The sequence below is a fragment of the Streptomyces sp. NPDC102278 genome, from assembly GCF_044766345.1.
In the GTDB taxonomy this organism is placed as follows: Bacteria; Actinomycetota; Actinomycetes; order Streptomycetales; family Streptomycetaceae; genus Streptomyces.
In genome coordinates this window covers 67,181-86,227 of sequence record NZ_JBIWLV010000009.1, presented here as the reverse complement: position 1 = coordinate 86,227, position 19,047 = coordinate 67,181, and the positions used below count along the sequence as shown (strand labels likewise).

Genomic DNA, 19,047 nt, shown 5'->3' with positions numbered 1-19,047 from the left:
CGTTCCCGGGTAGTTCAGCCGCCGTTCACGTGCGGGCGGGAGCGTGTGCGCCGACGACCGCACGACAGGCGCACCACCTCCCCACCCCAGGAGATCCGATGCCGCTCACCCGTAGAGACTTCACCGCCCGCACCGTGATCGCCGGCGCCGGAGTGGCCCTCACCGGAACCGTCGGCGCCCTCGCCACCGCCCCCGGCGCGCTCGCGGCCGACGACGACACGCGGCACGACGAGCACGGCCGCCCGCACGGCCCCGGCTACGGCCCGCTCGTCCCCGACCCGGCCGGAATCCTGGCCCTCCCCGCCGGATTCAGGTACCGCGTGATCACCCACAGCGGTGTCACCACGCTGGACTCGGGCGAGAGCACCCCGTCCCACCACGACGGGACGGCCGCGTTCGAGGGGCACCGGGGAGTCACCCTCCTCGTCAACAACCACGAGCTGAAGGGCCCGCGCACGGGCTGGGAGCGCCCCGTACCGCTCACGGAAGGTCTCGTCTACGATCCGGCCGCCGCCGGCGGCTGCACGGTCGTCGAGGTCCGGCGCGGCGGCGAGGTCGCCGAATGGGTGGGCATCGCCGGTACGTCGACCAACTGCGCCGGCGGTGCCACCCCCTGGGACACCTGGCTGACCTGTGAGGAGAACTCCGACCTCGCCGGCAAGAACGGCATGACCAAGGACCACGGCTACGTCTTCGAGGTGGATCCGCACGACCGGCGCGCCAACCGCGACCCCAGGCCCGTCAAGGCCTTCGGGCGCTATGACCACGAGGCCGTGGTCATCGACCCGCGCCAGGGCCACGCGTACCTGACGGAGGACGCCTCCGGCCCCAACGGGCTGCTCTACCGCTGGACCCCGCCGCACGGCTTCCGGCACGGGCGGGGCCGGCTCCGTACCCTCGCGCCGGACGCGGGCGTGCTCGCCGCCGCCAAGTGCTTCGACCGCACCGGCCGGTTCGTCGACGACCTCTCGCGCGCCACCGCGATCGGCACCGTGTACGGGGTGGACTGGGTGGAGGTGCCCGACCGCGACGCGCGGACGACGCCGGTACGCAAGCAGTTCGCGGACACCGCGGTGACCCGGGGGCGCAAGCTGGAGGGCATGTGGTGGGCCGACGGGGGCGCCTACTTCGTCTCCTCGTTCGCCCGCGCGGAGAGCCCGGGCGCCCCGCACGACGGCCAGGTGTGGTTCTACGACCCGAAGCGGCGCACGATCCGGCTCACCGTGCTGCTCGGTGTGAACGCCGACCCGGCGAAGGAGGGTGCCTACGACGGCCCCGACAACATCACCGTGTCCCCGTACGGAGGCCTGGTCATCGCGGAGGACGGGACGGGACTCCAGCACCTGTTCGGCGCGACCGAATCGGGACGCACCTACCCGCTGGCCCGGAACGAGCTGAACATCGGGACGGACGAGGCGCCCGAATACTCGGAGTTCACCGGCGTCTGCTTCTCACCGGACGGGCGCACCCTCTACGCGAACCTCCAGGACCCGGGCATCATGCTGGCCGTCACCGGACCGTGGCGGCGCGCCCGCTGAGGCGGGGCACGACCACGGCCGGCGGCGCGCTACTGGGTCGCCGCGGTCTCCGAGCGGGAGGCGGCGGCCCATTCCTCCAGGAGGAATTCGTACGCGTCGGAGGGCCACTCACCGCCGACCCCGGTCTCGACGAGGTGCCGGATCGCCTCGTTCGCCTCTGCGGCGGACGGGCGGGCCGGACCCGCAGGCTGGAGTGTCTTGTGCATGGCTCAAGGCTACGGGCGGGCACTGACGGCCACCGCCGATTCGGGGGTGGAATCGCTCACCCGAACCGGGCTTTGGTAGCGCCATGTGCCCGCCCACCTGCTCAGAGTGCCTGCGAGGCGGGCTTGACCATGCCGCGCACTGTGCGGGACTTCACAAAGTCCCCGATGGCCGTCATCTCCCACTCACCACTGAACTGCTTGATCAACTTGGCCATCATCACCCCGGTTTGGGGTTCGGCGCCCGTGAGGTCGAAGCGCACGAGCTCCTCTCCGCTCGCCGCGTCGATCAGGCGGCAGTAGGCCTTCGCGACCTCGCTGAACTTCTGGCCGGAGAAGGAGTTGACCGTGAAGACCAGCCCCGTCGCCTCGGCGGGCAACCGGCCGAGGTCCACGACGATCACCTCGTCGTCCCCGGAGCCCTCGCCGGTGAGGTTGTCCCCGGAGTGCTTGACGGCGCCGTTCAGGATGGACAGTTTGCCGAAGTAGCAGCTGTCGATGTGGTTGCGCTGGGGGCCGTACGCGATGACCGACGCGTCGAGGTCGATGTCGCGACCGCGGAAGGCGGGCTCCCAACCGAGACCCATCTTGACCTGGGAGAGCAGCGGGCGGCCGCCCTTGACCAGGGAGACGGTCTGGTTCTTCTGGAGGTTGACCCGGCCCTTGTCGAGGTTGATCTTCCCGGCCCCGGGGGCGGCCGCGGGCGGGGCGGCGGGGGGAGGCGTGGGCGCTCCGGCGCCCCAGGCCTGAGGCGTCTGGGCGGGGGCCTGGGCGGGGGTCTGGGCGGCCGGGGTGGGCGTCGAACCCCCCAGCCAGGGGGAGGGCGGGTACTGGGTCGGCGGTGCGGCGGGCGGCGCCGGCGGGGCGGGGGGCGCCTGCGGTGCGGCGGCGGCAGGGGTCGGCTCCTCGTCCACGGAGACCCCGAAGTCGGTGGCGATGCCGGCGAGGCCGTTGGCGTAGCCCTGGCCGACGGCGCGCACCTTCCACACTCCGCCGCGCAGGTAGACCTCCACGACGACGAGCGCGGTCTCGGAACCCAGCTGCGGCGGGGTGAAGGTGGCGATCACCGCGCCGCCCACCGCGTCCCGCACGGTGGCCGTGGGCTCGATGCCCTGGAAGGTCTGCCCGGCGGCGTCGGGGCTGGCGGTGACCACGATCCGCTCGATGCCCGGCGGGACGGCGCCGGTGTCCACCGTGATCGAGTCGGGCGTCGACCCGCCCCCGGACCGGTGACTCACACCGGGCCCGGTCGGCTGGTTGTAGAAGATGAAGTCGGCGTCCGAACGCACCTTGCCGTCAGCGGCGAGGAGGAGTCCCGATACGTCGAGCCGCACCGGAGCAGCCACGTCCACCGTCACCCGGACGGTGTTGAGCGGCAGATTGGAACCAGGGGTCATAGCGGTCATGCCCGGAGAACGACCGGGGGTGCTTTGCCGTTCCCTTACCTTCGCGGGATATTTCCGGGGCCGGTGGTGCCGGTGGTGCTTGCTCGACGGGCCGGGGCCGGGGGCGGTCGGCCAAGGTGCCGGGGCGCCGGCGGCCGGTGAGAAGGCGGCCGGCGCGGATCAGCGTTGGTTGCGGGGGTGGTTCCTGGCGGTGCGCTCGTTGCCGAACTTGTAGGCGCCCGTCCAGCGCGCCATCACCAGCTGCGCGTCACCCGACTCCACCTCCGCCAGGAACTTCTCGGCGCGCCCGCCCCGCAGGGTCCCGGCGGCGCGCCCCCGGTGTGTGATGACGACGGAGTCGCCCTGTCTCTCGTACGTGAATCCGTGTGGCTTGGGCATGACGCGCAGCCTGCCGGGCCGGGGCCGGGCGGGCAACGGATTATGCGCCGACGGTCGAGGTTGCGTGGCGGGGGTGGTGGCCGCGCAGGCGCGGGGGCGGCTCAGTGCTCCGGTGTGCGGGCCCGCTCCCCGGTGACCCGGCGGGGCAGCCCCAGCGGGTTGGCCCCGCGCAGTTCCGCCGGCAGCAGGGCGTCGGGCACCGACTGGTAGGCCACCGGCCGCAGCCAGCGTTCGATGGCGGTGCCGCCGACGGACGTGGAGTGCGAGGTCGCCGCCGGGTACGGGCCGCCGTGGTGCTGGGCCGGCGCCACCGCGACGCCGGTCGGCCACCCGTTGACGACGATCCGCCCCGCCAGCCCGGTGACCAGCTCGATCAGCGCGCCGGCCGGGTCGGACGCGCCCCCGGTCTCGGCAGTGGACAGCTGGAGGGTGGCGCTCAGATTCCCGCCGAGCAGGCCCAGCACCCCGGCCGCCTCGGATTGATCGGCGTACCGGACCACGACGGTCACCGGACCGAAGCACTCCTCCAACAGCACCTCGTGGGCGCCGCCCGCCAGGAGGCTCGCGGCGTCGACCGTCAGGTAGCCCGCGCCGACGGTGTGTTCCCCGCCGGAACCGGGGGTCACGGGCGCGGTGACGCCGGGCAGGGCCGCCCGCTCGCCGACCCCGGCGATGAAGTTCTCCCGCATCCGGTGGTCCAGCAGCACGCCGGGTTCGGTCTCGCCGAGCGCCTTGGTGAGGGCAGTGGCCAGCCGGTCGCCGTCACCGCCCGAGGGGACCAGTACCAGGCCCGGCTTCACGCAGAACTGGCCGACCCCGAGGGTGACGGAGGCCGCGAGTCCGGCGCCGATCTCCTCGGCGCGCTCGGCGGCCGCCGCCGGGGTGACCACGACGGGGTTGAGGGAGCCGAGTTCGCCGTGGAAGGGGATGGGCACGGGCCGCGCGGCGGCCGCGTCGAACAGGGCCCGGCCGCCCCGGATGGAACCGGTGAATCCGGCGGCGGCGACCAACGGGTGGCGCACCAGTTCCAGCCCGGCGTCGAAACCGTGGACCACCGCGACGACGTCGGCCGGCAGCCCGGCCGCGACCGCCGCCCGGCGCAGCAGGGAGGCGCACAGCTCGGAGGTGGCCGGATGGTCGGGGTGGGCCTTGACCACGACCGGACAACCGGCGGCCAGCGCGCTCGCGGTGTCCCCGCCGGGGACGGAGAAGGCGAGCGGGAAGTTGGAGGCGGCGTAGACGGCGACCACGCCCAGCGGCACCTTGTAGCGACGCAGGTCGGGGCGCGGCGGGCTCAGCGTCGGGTCGGCGTGGTCGATGCGCACGTCGAGGTACGCGCCCTCCTCCACGGCGTCGGCGAAAGCGCGCAGCTGGCCGGTGGTGCGGGCGAGTTCGCCGGTGAGGCGGCCCGGGCCCAGCGCCGTCTCGGCGTCGGCCGCCTCGATGACGTGGCCGGCGGACTCGTCGAGCAGATCGGCGGCGGCGCGCAGGAACGCGATCCGAGCGGCGCGGTCCGTCAGGGCGGCGCGGGCGGCGTGGGCCGCGCGGACGGCCTCGTCCACCTCCCCGGGTGTGGCCTCCACCGCAACCTGTTCGCGCTGCTTCCCGGTGCGGGGGTCCACACTCCAGACTGGTGTTGCTGCCATGGCGCACTGCCTCCTGGATCTACGCTGACCCGCGCGGCGGCGTTCAGTATTCTGAACGCCGTTCCGATGGATGAATGATCACATCCATCGTGGACTCTATTTCCGCGTCTTCCGGGTTGACAAGAGACAAAGGGGCACGAAGGCGAATGACCACAGCTGAGTCCGCCGGGTCGGGGGGTGCGGAGCCGGGGGGTTCGGGCACGCACGCGGCCGTCAAGTCGGCGGTGCGCACGGTGCTGTTGCTGGAACACTTCGCGGCGCGGCCGGGGCTGCACAGCCTCGCCGACATCCAGCACGACCTCTCCCTGCCGAAGTCCAGCCTCTACATGCTGCTGCGCACCCTGGTGAACCTCGGCTGGGTGGAGACGGACGCGACCGGCACGCGCTACGGCATAGGCGTACGGGCCCTGCTCGTCGGCAGCTCGTACATCGACGGCGACGAGGTGGTGGCCGCCGCCCGGCCCACCCTGGACCGGCTCTCCGACGACACGACGGAGACCATCCACCTGGCCCGGATGGACGGGACGAGCGTGGTCTACCTCGCCACCCGACAGTCCCGGCACCACCTGCGGCCGTTCACCCGGGTCGGACGGCGACTGCCGGCCCACTCCACGGCGCTCGGCAAGGCGCTGCTGGCCACGCACACCGACGACGAGGTGCGCCGGCTGCTGCCGCGCCGGCTGGAGGCGGTCACCGAGCACACCATCACCGACCGCGACCGGCTCGTGGACGAGCTGGCGTTGGTACGGGAACAGGGCTACGCGGTGGACCGGGAAGAGAGCACGCTGGGGCTGCGCTGCTTCGGCGTGGCGGTGCCGTACCGGACGCCGGCGCGGGACGCGGTGAGCTGCTCGGTGCCGGTGGCCCGGCTGACGGACGGGCACGAACGGCTGATCAAGGCGGCGTTGTTCGAGGCGCGGGACCGGCTGTCGGTGGTGACGCGGCGGATGTGAGGCGCCGGCTGTGAGGTGGGGCGCGGGGGTGGGGGTGCGAGGGGGGTGGGGCGGCGGGGGTGCGAGGGCGCGGGGCGCGGGTCGGGGTGCCGGGGGGCGCGGGTCGGGTGGCCGGCGGGCCGGAGTCGGGCGGCGGAATCGATGCGTCCTCCCCCGCGTGGGGGAGGAGGTTCCCCAATGAGGGGGAGGCGCGGCGGGGCGGGGCACGGGACCGTTGAGTCATGACCGGAGCAACCGTTCACCCGCAGCCACCGACCTCCGACCCACAACCGTCGTCAACCACAGCTGTGCCCGTATCCGGACCCGCGCCTGTGCCCGTATCCGGACCCGCGCCTGTCCCCGTATCCGGACCCGCTCCGGTGCCCGCATCCGGGGCCGCACTGGGGGCCGGGCGGCGGATCCTGCGCGCGGTGGCGATCGCCGCCACCGTGCCGTATCTGACGCTCAAGTCTGCCTGGCTGGCCGGGAGTCACCTGGGCATACCCGAAGGCAGTGACCTGCTGGGGTCGGGGTTGTTCTTACCCGTGCTGAACGCCCTCTCCCTGGTCATGGACTCGGGCGTGGTGCTGCTCGCCCTGATCCTCACCCGGCCCTGGGGCATACGGCTGCCGGCCCGGCTGTTGACCGTCCCGGTCTTCGTCGCCACCGGACTGCTCACACCGATCGTCCTCGGCTATCCCGGCCAACTGCTCATGGTGGCGCTGGGATCGGGCCCGGACGCGGCCGAGCGCGCGCAGAGGGAGCCCTTCCTCGACCCCTGGGTGTTCGACGTCGTCTACCTGGGGTTCATGGTCCAGGCCGTGGCCCTGGCCGGGCTGTTCGTGCCCTACGCGCGGCAGCGCTGGGGCCGGCGGTGGCAGGGGCGCCTGGGCGAGCGGCTCCCGCCATCCACGGGGGTGGTGGCGGGAGCCGCGGCGGTCACGGCTCTGGCGGTGGCAGCCGCTTACGTGTACTGGGGCTTCGGCGGCACGGCCGGACAGAACCCGACGCAGATCGCGCGCTACTCCTCGGATTCGGGAGTGGTGTCCGTCGCCCACGCGATATGTGCCCTGGCCGCGGGGGCGGGTTCGGTGTGGCTGGCCCGGGGCGGGCGGAGACGGGCGCGGGGGCCGTTGGCCGTGGCCTGGATCGGTTCGTCCGCGACGTTGAGTTGGGGGATGTGGCTCGCCCTCGCCCTGCTGGGCGCAGGATCGGGGCCGGCCGAACGACCCACCGCCGCGACCCTTCTGCTCTACGCTGCCCAAATGATCACCGGACTGCTCGCCGGCATGGTTCTCACGCGGTTCCTCGCCGCCCGCCGCGCGGCCTGAGGCGACCGGGGATGACACGCGTGCGGTCGGGCAGGTCGGGCCGGTCAGGCCGGGGCGGTCTGGCGGGCCGGGCGGGTTTGGTGGGCTTGGTGGGTCGGCCAGGGTTGGTGGGGCGGGCAGGTTTGGTGGGGCGGGCAGGCCGAGCGGGGCGGGTGGGCTCGAACGGGCGGCCAGGGTTGGTGGGGCGGTTGTTCGGGGCGCGGGCGCGGTTGCGATGGGTGCACCAGATACTCGGCGGGGCCCTGCTGATGCCGTACTTCCTGCTGGCCCAGGTGGTGGTCGGGGTGGTCGCGGGCGGGCGCAACACCCTCACCTCCCTCCCGCTGGCCTTGGCCGCCTACGGGACGGCCCTGCCCCTCGCCGCCGCGACCGGGCTGTTCGGGTTGGTCCGGCCGATGTCGGTCGCGGCGGTGCGCGCCTTGTGCGGGGTGCCGGGGGAGAAGCTGGCGGAGGGCCCGGCCCGGTCCTGGTCGGCGCGGGGGCGCGGCTCGGTCTGGTGGACCGCGCATCTGGGGGTGGGCGCGCTGGTCAGCGGGATGTGTCTCGCGTTGCCGCCGTTGGCGGTGCTGCTCCTCGTGGCACCGTTCACGGGCTCGGTGCGGCACTCCGAGCTCGGGCTGTTCTGGCTCGACGGCGAGGCTCGGCCCTACACGACCCCACTGCTCGGGGTGGCCCTGCTCGTCGCGCTCGGGTGGTGCGTCGCCGGTGCCGGGGCGTTGTTGGCCCGGTTGGCGCCGGTCCTGCTCGGCCCCACCCCGGCGGACCGGCTGGCGGCCTCCGAGGAGAGGGCCGCCGACCTGGCGGTGCGCAACCGGCTCGCCCGGGAGCTGCACGACGCGGTCGGACACGCGCTGAGCGCCGTCACCCTCCAGGCCGGTGCGGCCCGGCGGGTGCTGGACCGGGACCCCGAGTTCGTGCGCGAAGCGCTGACCGCGATCGAGGAGACCACCCGCCGCACGGTCGGTGAGCTGGACGCGGTGCTCGGTCTGCTGCGCGAGGGGGAGGGCGGCCCGGGCGGCCTGTCCGGGGCAGGCACGGAACCGGCCCCCACCCTCGCCGGCGACCTCGACGGGCTGCTGGGGCGCTCCCGGGCCGCCGGTATCCCGATCACCGCCCACCTGGACCCCGGGCGGGCCGGCGACTGGGCCCGGCTTCCGGCGATCACCTCCCGCGAGGCCTACCGGATCGTCCAGGAGGGCCTGAGCAACGCCCTGCGCCACGGGTCCGGCCCTGTGGAACTGCGCATCGTGCTGCGCGACGGCGACGGTGATGGGGGTGACGGCGGTGGCGGTGGCGGGGGTGCCGGTACCGGCACGGACATTGGTACGGGCGACGGCCACGGCAGCCATGACCGCGACCCCGCCCCCGACCGCGACCGCGACCGCGACCCCGACCCCGCCCCCGACCGCGACATCCACCCCGACCGGGACCCCGGCCCCGAGCGCAACCCCGGCCAGGTCGGCAGCCGCGACCGCGACCCCCACCTCGACCCCGACCCCGGCCCCGAGCGCAACCCCGGCCGGGTCGGGAGCCGCGACCGCGACGGCGACGGCGACCGCGATCCCGGCCGGGTCGGGAACCGTGAGCGGGATCGGAAGCGGGATCGTGAGCGGGATCTGGATCGTGAGCGGGATCGGGGCCCGGGTTCGGATTGGCGTCCGTACGGGCAACCGCAGGGCCAACCGCACGGGCATCGGCATCGGCATCGGGCTCGGCATCGTGAACTGGAGATCACCATGACCAATCCACCGGCCTCCCCCGGGAGGACCGGGGCGGCCGGGGCGTCCGGCCACCGCGCCACCGGGGGGCGGGGGCTGCGCGGGATCGCCGAGCGGGCCGCCCTGCTTGGCGGCGCCGTCGAGGCCGGACCGCACGACGGGCTGTGGCGGCTGCGGGCCGTCCTGCCGCTGGGCGGGGGCGGCCGATGACCCGGGCCGCGCTGCGCATCGTGATCGCCGACGACGAGCGGATGGTGCGTACGGCCCTGCGGGTCATCCTGGAGGCCGAACCGGATCTGGAGGTCGTCGGCGAGGCCGGTTCCGGCGCCGAGGTCGTCCCGCTGGTTCGTTCGCTGGCGCCCGACGTGGTGCTGATGGACGTCCGGATGCCCGAGATCGACGGTATCCGGGCCACGGAGCAGATCCTCGACACCATGGCCGCGCCGCCCCGGATCGTGGTCGTCACCACCTTCGAGAACGACTCCTACGTGTACGAGGCGCTGCGCGCCGGCGCGGCCGGGTTCCTGCTGAAGCGGGCCGACCCCGACGAGCTGATCGGCGCGGTCCGGCTCGTCGGTCGCGGTGATTCGCTGCTCTTCCCGGCGGCCGTCCGATCGCTGGCCGCCGCGTACGCACCCGCCCCGTACGGACCATCCCCGCACTCACCCGCCCCGCACGCACCCGCCCCGCATTCGTCCGGCGGCCGGTTCGACGCGGCCTCGCGGGTGGCTTCGCGGGTGGCCCCGTGGGTGGCCCGGCTTACCGAGCGGGAGGCCGACGTACTGCGCCTGATCGCCACCGGGCTCTCCAACCAGGAGATGAGCGAGCACCTCGGCGTCGGACCGCAGACGGTCAAGACGCACGTGGCGGCCGTCCTCGCGAAGACCGGGTCCCGGGACCGTACGCAGGCGGTCATCGCGGCCTACGAGGGAGGCTTCCTCATGAGGAAAAGCTGAGAACCCCGCCACAATCGGGTCGGAGCGGAACGCCTGGGGCCGTTGACACGTCCTTCTTGAGGATGAACAAAACGATCAGGCGTGCGTCGGTCTTCTGTCTGCTTCTGGTGTTGGCCCTGCTGGTCCGCGTCACCTGGGTGCAGGCATACCAGGGCCAGGCGCTCGCAGACGACAAGAACAACCGACGGAACCTCATCGGGCAGTACGAGAACCCGTTGGGCAACATCATCGTGGGCGGGGAGGCGATCACCGGTTCCGTGAAGACGGGCGGCAAGGACTTCGGGTACAAGCGCACGTACACCGACGGTCCGCTCTACGCGCCGGTCACCGGGTTCAGCTCCCAGGCGTTCGGCACGTCGATGTTGGAGGGTGTCTACAAGAACATCCTCAACGGCTCCGACAACCGTCTCAAGACGATGATGGACATGCTCACGAACAAGCGGGCCTCCCCGGGCAACGTCCTGACCACCATCGACAAGGGCGTCCAGAAGGCCGCCTACGACGCGCTCCAGGGCAAGCAGGGCTCCGCCGTGGCCATCGACCCGGCGACCGGCGAGATCCTCGCCGTGGTGAACAATCCGTCGTTCGACCCCGGCCGCATCGCCGGAGCCAACGACACGAAGGCGTGGGCGGAGCTGTCCGCCGACAACGGCAAGGCCATGGAGAACGGTGCGCTGCGCAAGCCGCAGGCCCCCGGTTCCACCTTCAAGCTGGTCACGCTCGCGGCGGCCATCGAGAACGGGCTGGTCACGAGCATCGACCAGAACACCTCCGTTCCGGGCAACTACACGATTCCCGGCACCACGACCAAGCTCAAGAGCGAGGTCCCCGACGAGATGTGCAACAACGTCTCGTCGCGCACCGCCCTGCGGCTGTCCTGCAACAACGTGTTCGCGGAGTTCGCGCACAAGCTGGGCCAGGACAAGATGCTGAAAATGGCCGAGAAGCTCGGCTTCAACGCGCAGATCGACACCCCGGTGCGGACGAACCCGCCGAGCAAGTACCCGTCGGAGAAGATGTCGGTCGACCAGGTCGCGCAGACGGGTATCGGCCAGTTCGACGTGCAGGCCACCCCGCTCCAGATGGCGATGGTGACCGCCGCGATCGAGAACGGCGGCAAGCTCGTCGGCCCGCACATGGTCTCCGAGGTCACGGACGCCAACGGCAACGTGCTGGAGAGCCTGAAGGATCCGAAGACCGAAGAGGTCATGAGCGCCAAGACGGCCTCCATGCTCCAGGACGCCATGCGGACGGTCGCCACCGAGGGCGGTGGCAAGCCCGCCCAGGTCGCGGGCGCCGAGGTGGGCGGCAAGACCGGTACCGCGCAGCGCGGCGTGAACAACAGCCAGTCGCCGCTGGCGTGGTTCACCTCGTACGGGAAGTCGGGCGACCGGCAGATCGCCGTGGCGGTCGTCATCGAGAACTCGGACACGGACCGTTCCGAGATCGGCGGCGGCCGGCTCGCCGCGCCGATCGCGCAGAAGATGATGGCGGCGTGGCTGAAGAAGTAGCCGCCTCGAACGCGTAGCCGACGCGCCGGGAACCGACACGGTTCCCGGCGCGTTCCCCTTCCCATGATCCGGACCGCGCTCCCCGCCGATCTCGACGCCATCGCCGCCCTCCACACCCGGGCCCGCTCCACCTACTACCGGGGTCGGGTTCCCGAGGCGGCGCACGGCGGGGACGCCGGGTTCGCGCGGACCCGCGAGGGCTGGTCCCGGGCGGTCGCCCGGGCCGGCGCCGAGGGCGGGGTGTTCTGCGCGGAGCAGGACGGGGTACTGAGGGGGGTCGCCGCGTTCCGCACCGCCGACGGGCAGGCCACGCTCACCCAGTTGCACGTCGACCCCGACCACTGGCGGCGGGGCACCGGGGCGGCCCTGCACGCCGCCTGCCTGGACGTCTGGCGTCGGGCCGGCGTCGATCGGGTGCGCCTGGAGGTCTTCGAGCACAATCTGCGCGCCCAGGCCTTCTACGCCTCGCGCGGCTGGCTCCCGGATCCCGCCGCCGACCGCTCCGGGTCCCACCTCACGCTCTGGTTGCGGGTCACGGGCGGGGCGGGGCCGGTGTCCGGGGAATGAGACGACCCCCGGGTTGGTTGAACCCGAAACCGCCGTGCCGCGAAGGGTGCGGTCGCCGGCCGCGTCCCGAATCACGGAGACCGGCCGTGTCGCCGAACACGGAGAGAAGAAGGAACATGCGCGTCGAGATCTGGAGCGACATCGCCTGCCCCTGGTGCTACATCGGCAAGGCCCGCTTCACCAAGGGGCTGGCCGCGTTCGCGCACCGCGACGAGGTGGAGGTCGTCTTCCGGTCCTTCGAGCTCGACCCCAACGGCGCCAAGGGCGTCGTGGCCCCCGTCGTGGACATGCTGGCCCGGAAGTACGGCCGCACCCTCGACGAGGCGCGCGGCATGGAGGAGCACGTGGCGGCGAGCGCCCGCACGGAGGGCCTCGCCTACCGGGTCGAGGGCCGCGACCACGGCAACACCTTCGACATCCACCGCCTGCTGCACCTGGCCGCCGCCCGCGGCCGCCAGGAAGAGCTGCTCGACCTCGCCTACCGCGCCAACTTCGCCGAGGAGCGCAGCGTCTTCGACCCCGAGGTGCTTCGCGCTGGCCGTCGAGGCGGGACTGGACGAGGCGCAGGCCCGTACGGTCCTCGCCGACGAATCGTCCTACGCCGAGGCGGTACGGGCCGACGAGCGCGAGGCCGCGGAACTGGGGGCCAACGCCGTCCCGTTCTTCGTCTTCGACCGCCGCTACGGGATCTCCGGCGGCCAGCCGGCCGAGGTGTTCACCCAGGCGCTGGAGCAGGCCTGGGCCGGACGCGAGGCCCTCGAACCGGTGGCCGCGGCCTCCGACGCGGAGGTCTGCGCACCCGACGGGTCCTGCGCCGTCCCGAAGGCCTGATCAGATCCACGTGATCGCCCCGGCCATGGACTGCGGGGCGTTTGCGGCTCACAGTGGAAGGCATGGATCTTCCGCTTCCCGATTCCGTCCGGGCCGAGTTCGCGCACACCACCACCTACCTGAACACCGCCACCTGTTGCGTCCTCCCGCGTCGCGCGGTCGCGGAGGTACGGGCCCTGGCCGAGGCGGCCGGGGCCGGACTCCCCGCCGGATCCGGCGACTTCGACCGGGTGAACCGCGCACGGGACTCCTTCGCACGGCTGGTGGGGGTGCCGTCCGACCGGGTGGCCGTCGGCTCGACCGTGGCCACCCACGTCGGCCTCGTCTCGGCCTCCCTCCCGGCCGGCGCCGAAGTGCTGTGCCCCGAGGGTGACTTCGCCTCGGTGATCAACCCGTTCGTGGTGCGCGGGGACCTCAAGGTCCGCTTCGCCCCGCTGGAGGCGATGGCCGAGGCCGTCGGCCCGGACACCACGCTGGTCGCGTTGAGCGCCGTGCAGTCCGCCGACGGCCGTACCGCCGACCTCGCGGCGGTGCGCGCCGCCGCGGCCGCGCACGGAGCGCGGATCCTGGTGGACGCCACCCAGGCCGTGGGCTGGCTGCCCTTCGACGCGTCCCCGTACGCGTACACGGTCACCGCCGGTTTCAAGTGGCTGCTCGGCGCGCGCGGGGTCTCGTACCTGACCGTCTCGCGGGAGGCCCAGGACGACCTCACACCCCTGCACGCGGGTCGGGGCGCCGCCGAGTCCCCGGACGAGGCCACCTACGGGCCGATGCCCCGACCGGCCCACGGGGCACGACGGTTCGACGAGTCCCCGGCCTTCCTCGCCTACCACGCCGCCGAACCCTCACTGGCGCTGCTGGAGCGGATCGGCGTCGCGGCCGTGCACGCCCACGACACCGCGCTGGCCGCCCGCTACCGGGCAGGCCTCGCCCGCATCGGCCACGAGCCCGTCCCGGGCGGGTCGCCCATCGTGTCCGTCTCCGGACTGGCCGGCCGGCAGCCCGCGCTCCAGTCGGCGGGCATCGTCGTGGCGGCCCGCGCCGGTTCCCTGCGGGCCTCCTTCCACCTCTACAACACCGAGGCGGACGTGGACAGGCTGCTGGACGTACTCGCAGGCTGACCCACCCACCCACCCACCCGGCGCGGTCCCGGCCCCGCCCACGCGGCCTCCCGGCGGACCGGGGCCTCGGGCCCGGGTGTCCCGGGCCCGTCCCGTCACCAGGCCGCGGTCGCCGCCGCCACCGCCTCGGTCGGGTCGGCGGACAGCGCCGCGGCCAGGGCCGTCAAGGAGGCCCGCACCACGGGCAGGTCGGCCGCCGCACCGTAGTGGTTGACGCGCAGCATCTCCTCGGCCGGCGCCCCGCCACCCGCCGCGAGCGGGACGGACGGGTCAACCGACAGCGCCTTGGCCACCACAGCCGAGGCCCCGGGAACCCGCAGGGTGGTCGCCACCGGCGCGGCCTGCGCCGCCACCGCGACGTACGGGGCCACGCCCAGCGCCGCCGCGCCGGCCCGGGTGGCCCGCGCCGCCGCCGCGTGCCGGGCCTCGACCGCGGTCAGGCCCTCGGTCGAGATCCGCTCCAGGCAGGCCTCCAACGCGAGCATCTCCAACTGCGCCGGCGCGTGCGGCAGCGCCGTGCGACCGCCGTCGATCCAGCGCTCCTTCCAGTCCAGCAGCGACAGGTAGGAGCGGCGGGGCGCCGCCGGGTTCTGCGCGAACCGGGCCCAGGCCCGCTCCGACACCGACACCATCGAGACGCCGGCCGGGCCGCCCATCGCCTTCTGCGCGCCGATCACGCACAGGTCCACGCCCCACGCGTCCGGGAGCAGGGCCTCCGCGCCCACGGACGCCACCGCGTCCAGCATGAACAGCGCGCCGTGGGCGCGTACGACCTCGCCGATCTCCGCGATCGGGTTGGTGTTTCCGGTGGCCGCCTCGGCGTGCACCAGCGAGACGAAGTCGATCTCCGGGTGCTCCTCCAAGGCCTCGGCCACCTGCGCGGCGGTCACCGCGGTGTCGTACGGCACGGCCAGGTCCACCACCGTCGCCCCGCAGTCGCGCAGCCAGTTGCCGAAGGTGGTCCCGTACGGGCCGGTCACGATGTTCAGCGCCGTCGAACCCGGCCTGGCCCCCGAGCGGATGCAGCCCTCCAACGGCAGCAGTGCCTCGCCCTGGGTGATCACCACGTCCTGTCGGGTGCCGAGGAGTTCCGCGACCCCCCGCTCGATCGACGCGAAGCGCGCCGCGGTGAGCGGCGGAAGGTCCAGCAGGGGGTGGTTCACGGCGGTGTTCTCCTCGTCCGGGGCTACCGGTCGAGCCTACCGAGCACCCGCGTAGGGTGCCGACATGAGCGATGTGAGCGGTCCGGGCGTTGTGCTGCACGTGAGGGGACGGGTCCTCGTGGGACCCGACGAGGTACGCGACGAGCTCTGGGTCGTCGGTGGCCGGATCTCGTACGAGCGCCCGCGCGGCGCCCGCGACGTCACCGAGGTCTCCGGCTGGGCGTTGCCCGGTCTGGTCGACGCGCACTGCCACGTGGGACTCGACGCGCACGGGCCCGTGGACGCCGCCACGGCCGAGACGCAGGCACTCGCCGACCGGGATGCCGGGACCCTGCTGATCCGTGACGCCGGATCCCCCTCCGACACCCGCTGGATCGACGACCGCGAGGACCTCCCGAAGATCATCCGGGCGGGCCGGCACATCGCCCGCACACGTCGCTACATCCGCAACTACGCCCACGAGATCGAGCCGGCCGACCTCGTCGAGTACGTCGGCCGCGAGGCGCTGCGCGGCGACGGATGGGTGAAGCTCGTCGGGGACTGGATCGACCGCGACGCCGGTGACCTGACGGCCTGTTGGCCGCGCGCCGAGGTGGAGGCGGCGATCGCGGAGGCCCACCGCCTGGGCGCCCGGGTCACCGCGCACTGTTTCGCGGAGGACTCGTTGCGCGATCTGGTCGAGGCGGGCATCGACTGCGTCGAGCACGCCACCGGGTTGACCGAGGACACCATCCCGCTGTTCGCGGAACGCGGGGTGGCGATCGTGCCGACCCTCGTGAACATCGCGACGTTCCCGAAGTTGGCGGCGGGCGGCGACGCGAAGTTCCCGCGCTGGTCCGCGCACATGCGCCGGCTCCACGAGCGCCGCTATGACACGGTCCGGGCCGCCCACGACGCGGGAGTCCCGGTGTACGTGGGCACCGACGCGGGGGGTTCCCTGCCGCACGGACTGGTCGCCGCCGAGGTGGCGGAGCTGGTGAAGGCCGGAATCCCGCCGCTGGAGGCCCTGTCGGCGACGGCCTGGGCGGCCCGGGAGTGGCTCGGCAGGCCCGGTCTGGTCGAAGGGGCGCCGGCGGACCTCGTGGTCTACGCGTCCGACCCGCGCGCCGACGTGCGGGCGTTGGCGCGGCCGCTGCGGGTCGTGGTCGACGGCAAGGTCCGGGCCTGAGCGCCCGGTTGACCGGGCGTGACGTCGCGGGTCCGGCGGTCGTTAGGGACGCCTGATCGGGCCGTTCGGGCGCGGTGGGAGGTGACTTCCGTTCCTCCTGAGCCCTTCTGAGGCGCAAAGAATCGAAAGTATGCGTGGAAACCACCCGTTGGAGTGAACTCACCTCAGGTGCCCGCCCGTTCACTCACAGTGCGTAAAGATTCCGAGGGTCGAAGCCGTCGGCGCGCGCAATGTCCCCCATTGGCGGCGCGACGGCACCCATCTCCCCGGGGGTTCCACCATCTTGAACAGCAACACCTTCCGCATGCCCGCGGCCGCCCTGCTCGCGACGGGGGCGGTGGCGCTGCTCACCGCGCCGCCCGCCTCCGCCACGGGCGGCGGCGCCGGGAGCGAGGGCAGGGCCGGAGCCGTGGTCCTGCGGGCCACACTGGACGTGGGCCTGCTCAACAAGACCGTGCACGTCCCGCTGAAGACCACGCTCAACGAGGTCAGCGCCCCGGCGTCCGCCGAGAAGACCGTGCTCTCCGTCGCCCTCGACGGGGTCGACAAGGGCAAGCCGGTCAGCGTGCTGCGGGCCGAGGTCGCCACCTCCAAGGCGACCGCCGACAAGAAGCGCGCCGCTGCCGAGGTCAACCTGGCCAAGGCCAAGGTCCACGTCCCCGGACTGCCGCTGCTCTCCCTCGTCCAGGTCGAGAAGGTCACCTCCAAGGCGGTGTGCGAGGCCGGCAAGAAGCCGGTGGCGAGCGCGAACGTTCTGGGCGGCGTCTCCGTCCTCGGCAAGAAGGTCACCCTCACCGCGGGCGGCCCCACCAAGGTGGAGGTGCCGAAGGTCGGGCTGGTGAGCCTGGAACTGTCCGGTACGGAGACCACCTCCACCACGGCCGCCGCCGCCGCGCTCCGGCTGAAGGTGTCGGTGAACCCGCTGGACCTGAACGTCGCCCAGGTCGCGGGCGACATCGTGTTGGCGGAGGCGCGCTGCGAGTCCCCCTCGGGTCCGGCGCCGAGCACCTCCGCCCCCGCCCGGCCCGACGTCAAGCCCCAGACCGGGACGAACGTCACCGGCGCCAACGTCACCAGCCCCGCGCCCACCACCCCCGCGAGCAACCTCGCCGAGACCGGGGCGGGCTCGGTGACCCCCTACGTGGCCGGCGGCGCGTTGCTGCTGCTCGGCGTCGGGGCGGGCGCGCTCGTCGTGACCCGGCGCGGGCGGGCCACCCCGTAGTCGGGAGCGCCGGCGGGCGACCGCGGGCGGCCGTGGCCGGGCTCAGCGGGCGACGTGCTCCAGTCCCTGGGCATGCGCGCCGCGCGAGGCCACGGCCGCGGTGATCTGTCGGTCGACGGCGGCGTACCGGCTCCGGTCGGCCGCGGACAGGGCGGCGTCACCGGCGGCGCAGGAGGTGCAGACGACCCGGAACGGCGGGGTCATGTCCGAGTACTGCGTCAGGTACTCGGCCTTCACCACCTCCCAGCGTCCCGGCCGACCGGCCGCCGGGGAAAAGGTGAAGCGGGGGATCGAGGACATGTTGCCGCGTGCCTTGTCCGCCTCGTAGAAGCTGGCCACCTGGTCGCCCATGCCGAAGACCACCCAGGTCCCGTTGATCTTCTCGTAGGGCTGCGGAACGTGGTTGTGCGTGCCCAGGATCAGATCGATGTCGGGGAGGCCGTCGGCGCCGCGCGACGCGGTCAGGGCCTGGGCCAGTTCCCGTTGCTGCTGGTCGGGCGCCGTCTGCCATTCGGTGCCCCAGTGGACGCTCAGGACGACGACGTTCGCGCCCGCCGCCCGGGCGGCGCGGGCGTCGGCGATGATCCGGCCCTCGTCGATCAGGTTGACGGACCAGGGCTTGCCGGCCGGGACCGGAATGCCGTTCGTCCCGTACGTGTAGTCCAACTGGGCGACCTGGGCGCCGCCCGCCCGCAGGACCGCGGGCGCCTTCGCCTCGTCGGCGCCGCGGCCCGACCCGACGTGCTTGATGCCGACCCGGTCGAGGTGGTCGAGGGTGCGGACGAGGCCGTCGTAGCCGTCGTCGAGCGTGTGGTTGGAAGCGGTCGAGCAACTGTCGTACCCGGCGTCCTTGAGGCCGTCGGCCAACTCGTGGGGCGCCTTGAAGGCGGGGTAGCCCGTGTAGGGGCCGCCGGGGCGCCCGTAGGGTATCTCGTGGTGGCATATCGCCAGGTCGGCGGCGGATATCAGAGGTTTGACCCCCGCGTACATCTTCCGGAAGTCATGGGCCCGGCCGGTGCCCTTCGCGTCGTCGGCGGCCCGCTGGATGATCGACGGGTACGGGATGATGTCGCCGGTCGCCACCAGCGTGAACGGCTTCCAGGCGGGCGTCGGCGCCCCGGTGGACGGCTTCGCGCCCAGCCGCTGCCCCGTGGCCGGCTTGGCGCCGTCGCCCCCGCTCCCGCCCATCAGGTGCGGGACGGCGTAGACCGCACCGCCCACGACTGCCAACGCGGCCGCGGCGGCGCCCATCCTGGCGACTGCCCTCATCCTCGAACCCCCGGTGTTCACGCACGACTGGTGGGCTGATCCTCGCTCACCCCGGCCCCCGCCGCCACGGCCGGCCCCGGCCCGGCC

Annotated in this window: 16 protein-coding genes and 1 pseudogene; 11 read left to right on the top strand and 6 right to left on the bottom strand. The window is 73.4% G+C overall.

Translation table 11 applies throughout. The features are described from left to right. Nucleotides 1–98 precede the first annotated feature (98 nt). Complete coding sequence (locus ACIRO3_RS22010; RefSeq protein ID WP_404139239.1) at nt 99–1,538, top strand: alkaline phosphatase PhoX; 1,440 nt, start codon at nt 99–101, stop codon at nt 1,536–1,538. A gap of 29 nt (nt 1,539–1,567) precedes the next feature. Here ACIRO3_RS22010 and ACIRO3_RS22005 read toward each other — a convergent pair whose 3' ends face one another. The 4 genes from ACIRO3_RS22005 to ACIRO3_RS21990 form a co-directional block, all read right to left on the bottom strand. Beyond that, complete coding sequence (locus tag ACIRO3_RS22005; RefSeq protein ID WP_199826603.1) at nt 1,568–1,744, bottom strand: hypothetical protein; 177 nt, start codon at nt 1,742–1,744, stop codon at nt 1,568–1,570. A 101-nt stretch (nt 1,745–1,845) separates the two neighbouring features. Continuing rightward, a complete protein-coding gene (locus tag ACIRO3_RS22000) occupies nt 1,846–3,138 on the bottom strand; it encodes a TerD family protein (protein WP_404139235.1) in 1,293 nt (430 codons plus the stop codon). A 168-nt stretch (nt 3,139–3,306) separates the two neighbouring features. Further along, a complete protein-coding gene (locus ACIRO3_RS21995) occupies nt 3,307–3,525 on the bottom strand; it encodes a hypothetical protein (protein WP_053678540.1) in 219 nt (72 codons plus the stop codon). Nucleotides 3,526–3,626: 101 nt separating this feature from the next. After that, nucleotides 3,627–5,171, bottom strand: a complete 1,545-nt coding sequence (locus ACIRO3_RS21990; protein WP_404139232.1) for an aldehyde dehydrogenase (NADP(+)) — start codon at nt 5,169–5,171, stop codon at nt 3,627–3,629. A 146-nt stretch (nt 5,172–5,317) separates the two neighbouring features. On the opposite strand from ACIRO3_RS21990, the gene ACIRO3_RS21985 reads away from it, so the two are divergent. The 8 genes and pseudogenes from ACIRO3_RS21985 to ACIRO3_RS21950 all read left to right on the top strand — a co-directional run bounded on the left by ACIRO3_RS21985 (nt 5,318) and on the right by ACIRO3_RS21950 (nt 14,138). Continuing rightward, complete coding sequence (locus ACIRO3_RS21985; protein ID WP_361775048.1) at nt 5,318–6,124, top strand: IclR family transcriptional regulator; 807 nt, start codon at nt 5,318–5,320, stop codon at nt 6,122–6,124. A 359-nt stretch (nt 6,125–6,483) separates the two neighbouring features. Further along, the gene (locus ACIRO3_RS21980; protein ID WP_404139229.1) at nt 6,484–7,434 is read left to right on the top strand and encodes a hypothetical protein; all 951 of its coding nucleotides are present in this window, start codon (nt 6,484–6,486) and stop codon (nt 7,432–7,434) included. Nucleotides 7,435–7,652: 218 nt separating this feature from the next. Further along, nucleotides 7,653–9,362 carry a histidine kinase gene (locus ACIRO3_RS21975; RefSeq protein ID WP_404139226.1) on the top strand — a complete coding sequence of 570 codons (1,710 nt, stop codon included), beginning with the start codon at nt 7,653–7,655 and terminating at the stop codon, nt 9,360–9,362. Further along, nucleotides 9,359–10,108 carry a response regulator gene (locus ACIRO3_RS21970; protein WP_404139223.1) on the top strand — a complete coding sequence of 250 codons (750 nt, stop codon included), beginning with the start codon at nt 9,359–9,361 and terminating at the stop codon, nt 10,106–10,108. Before ACIRO3_RS21975 ends, ACIRO3_RS21970 begins: the two co-directional genes overlap by 4 nt. A gap of 62 nt (nt 10,109–10,170) precedes the next feature. Beyond that, nucleotides 10,171–11,619, top strand: coding sequence for a penicillin-binding protein 2 (locus tag ACIRO3_RS21965; protein WP_361775060.1), 1,449 nt, complete (start codon nt 10,171–10,173; stop codon nt 11,617–11,619). A 63-nt stretch (nt 11,620–11,682) separates the two neighbouring features. Beyond that, nucleotides 11,683–12,186, top strand: a complete 504-nt coding sequence (locus ACIRO3_RS21960; protein WP_404139219.1) for a GNAT family N-acetyltransferase — start codon at nt 11,683–11,685, stop codon at nt 12,184–12,186. Nucleotides 12,187–12,302: 116 nt separating this feature from the next. Beyond that, nucleotides 12,303–13,017: pseudogene (locus ACIRO3_RS21955) on the top strand (DsbA family oxidoreductase). A gap of 62 nt (nt 13,018–13,079) precedes the next feature. Continuing rightward, nucleotides 13,080–14,138 carry an aminotransferase class V-fold PLP-dependent enzyme gene (locus ACIRO3_RS21950; RefSeq protein WP_404139216.1) on the top strand — a complete coding sequence of 353 codons (1,059 nt, stop codon included), beginning with the start codon at nt 13,080–13,082 and terminating at the stop codon, nt 14,136–14,138. A 95-nt stretch (nt 14,139–14,233) separates the two neighbouring features. Here ACIRO3_RS21950 and ACIRO3_RS21945 read toward each other — a convergent pair whose 3' ends face one another. Next, a complete protein-coding gene (locus ACIRO3_RS21945; RefSeq protein ID WP_404139213.1) occupies nt 14,234–15,301 on the bottom strand; it encodes a pyridoxal-phosphate-dependent aminotransferase family protein in 1,068 nt (355 codons plus the stop codon). Nucleotides 15,302–15,365: 64 nt separating this feature from the next. Here ACIRO3_RS21945 and ACIRO3_RS21940 point away from each other — a divergent pair, with 64 nt between their 5' ends. Together ACIRO3_RS21940 and ACIRO3_RS21935 are read left to right on the top strand one after the other, a co-directional pair. Then, entirely contained in the window at nt 15,366–16,469 is a 1,104-nt protein-coding gene (locus ACIRO3_RS21940) for an amidohydrolase family protein (protein WP_404139211.1), read from the top strand. A 283-nt stretch (nt 16,470–16,752) separates the two neighbouring features. Continuing rightward, on the top strand, nt 16,753–17,691 hold the full coding sequence (locus ACIRO3_RS21935) for an SCO1860 family LAETG-anchored protein (protein WP_361974556.1): 939 nt from the start codon (nt 16,753–16,755) through the stop codon (nt 17,689–17,691). A 42-nt stretch (nt 17,692–17,733) separates the two neighbouring features. Here the strand turns inward: ACIRO3_RS21935 and ACIRO3_RS21930 are convergent, their stop codons facing one another. Further along, complete coding sequence (locus tag ACIRO3_RS21930; RefSeq protein WP_404139207.1) at nt 17,734–18,960, bottom strand: CapA family protein; 1,227 nt, start codon at nt 18,958–18,960, stop codon at nt 17,734–17,736. Nucleotides 18,961–19,047 lie beyond the last annotated feature (87 nt).

Coding starts and splice junctions, on each gene's coding strand:
- ACIRO3_RS22010 (WP_404139239.1), top strand. CDS start 99: ATGCCGCTCACCCGTAGAGACTTCACCGCCCGCACCGTGATCGCCGGC.
- ACIRO3_RS22005 (WP_199826603.1), bottom strand. CDS start 1,744: ATGCACAAGACACTCCAGCCTGCGGGTCCGGCCCGCCCGTCCGCCGCA.
- ACIRO3_RS22000 (WP_404139235.1), bottom strand. CDS start 3,138: ATGACCCCTGGTTCCAATCTGCCGCTCAACACCGTCCGGGTGACGGTG.
- ACIRO3_RS21995 (WP_053678540.1), bottom strand. CDS start 3,525: ATGCCCAAGCCACACGGATTCACGTACGAGAGACAGGGCGACTCCGTC.
- ACIRO3_RS21990 (WP_404139232.1), bottom strand. CDS start 5,171: ATGGCAGCAACACCAGTCTGGAGTGTGGACCCCCGCACCGGGAAGCAG.
- ACIRO3_RS21985 (WP_361775048.1), top strand. CDS start 5,318: ATGACCACAGCTGAGTCCGCCGGGTCGGGGGGTGCGGAGCCGGGGGGT.
- ACIRO3_RS21970 (WP_404139223.1), top strand. CDS start 9,359: ATGACCCGGGCCGCGCTGCGCATCGTGATCGCCGACGACGAGCGGATG.
- ACIRO3_RS21965 (WP_361775060.1), top strand. CDS start 10,171: ATGAACAAAACGATCAGGCGTGCGTCGGTCTTCTGTCTGCTTCTGGTG.
- ACIRO3_RS21960 (WP_404139219.1), top strand. CDS start 11,683: ATGATCCGGACCGCGCTCCCCGCCGATCTCGACGCCATCGCCGCCCTC.
- ACIRO3_RS21950 (WP_404139216.1), top strand. CDS start 13,080: ATGGATCTTCCGCTTCCCGATTCCGTCCGGGCCGAGTTCGCGCACACC.
- ACIRO3_RS21940 (WP_404139211.1), top strand. CDS start 15,366: ATGAGCGATGTGAGCGGTCCGGGCGTTGTGCTGCACGTGAGGGGACGG.
- ACIRO3_RS21930 (WP_404139207.1), bottom strand. CDS start 18,960: ATGAGGGCAGTCGCCAGGATGGGCGCCGCCGCGGCCGCGTTGGCAGTC.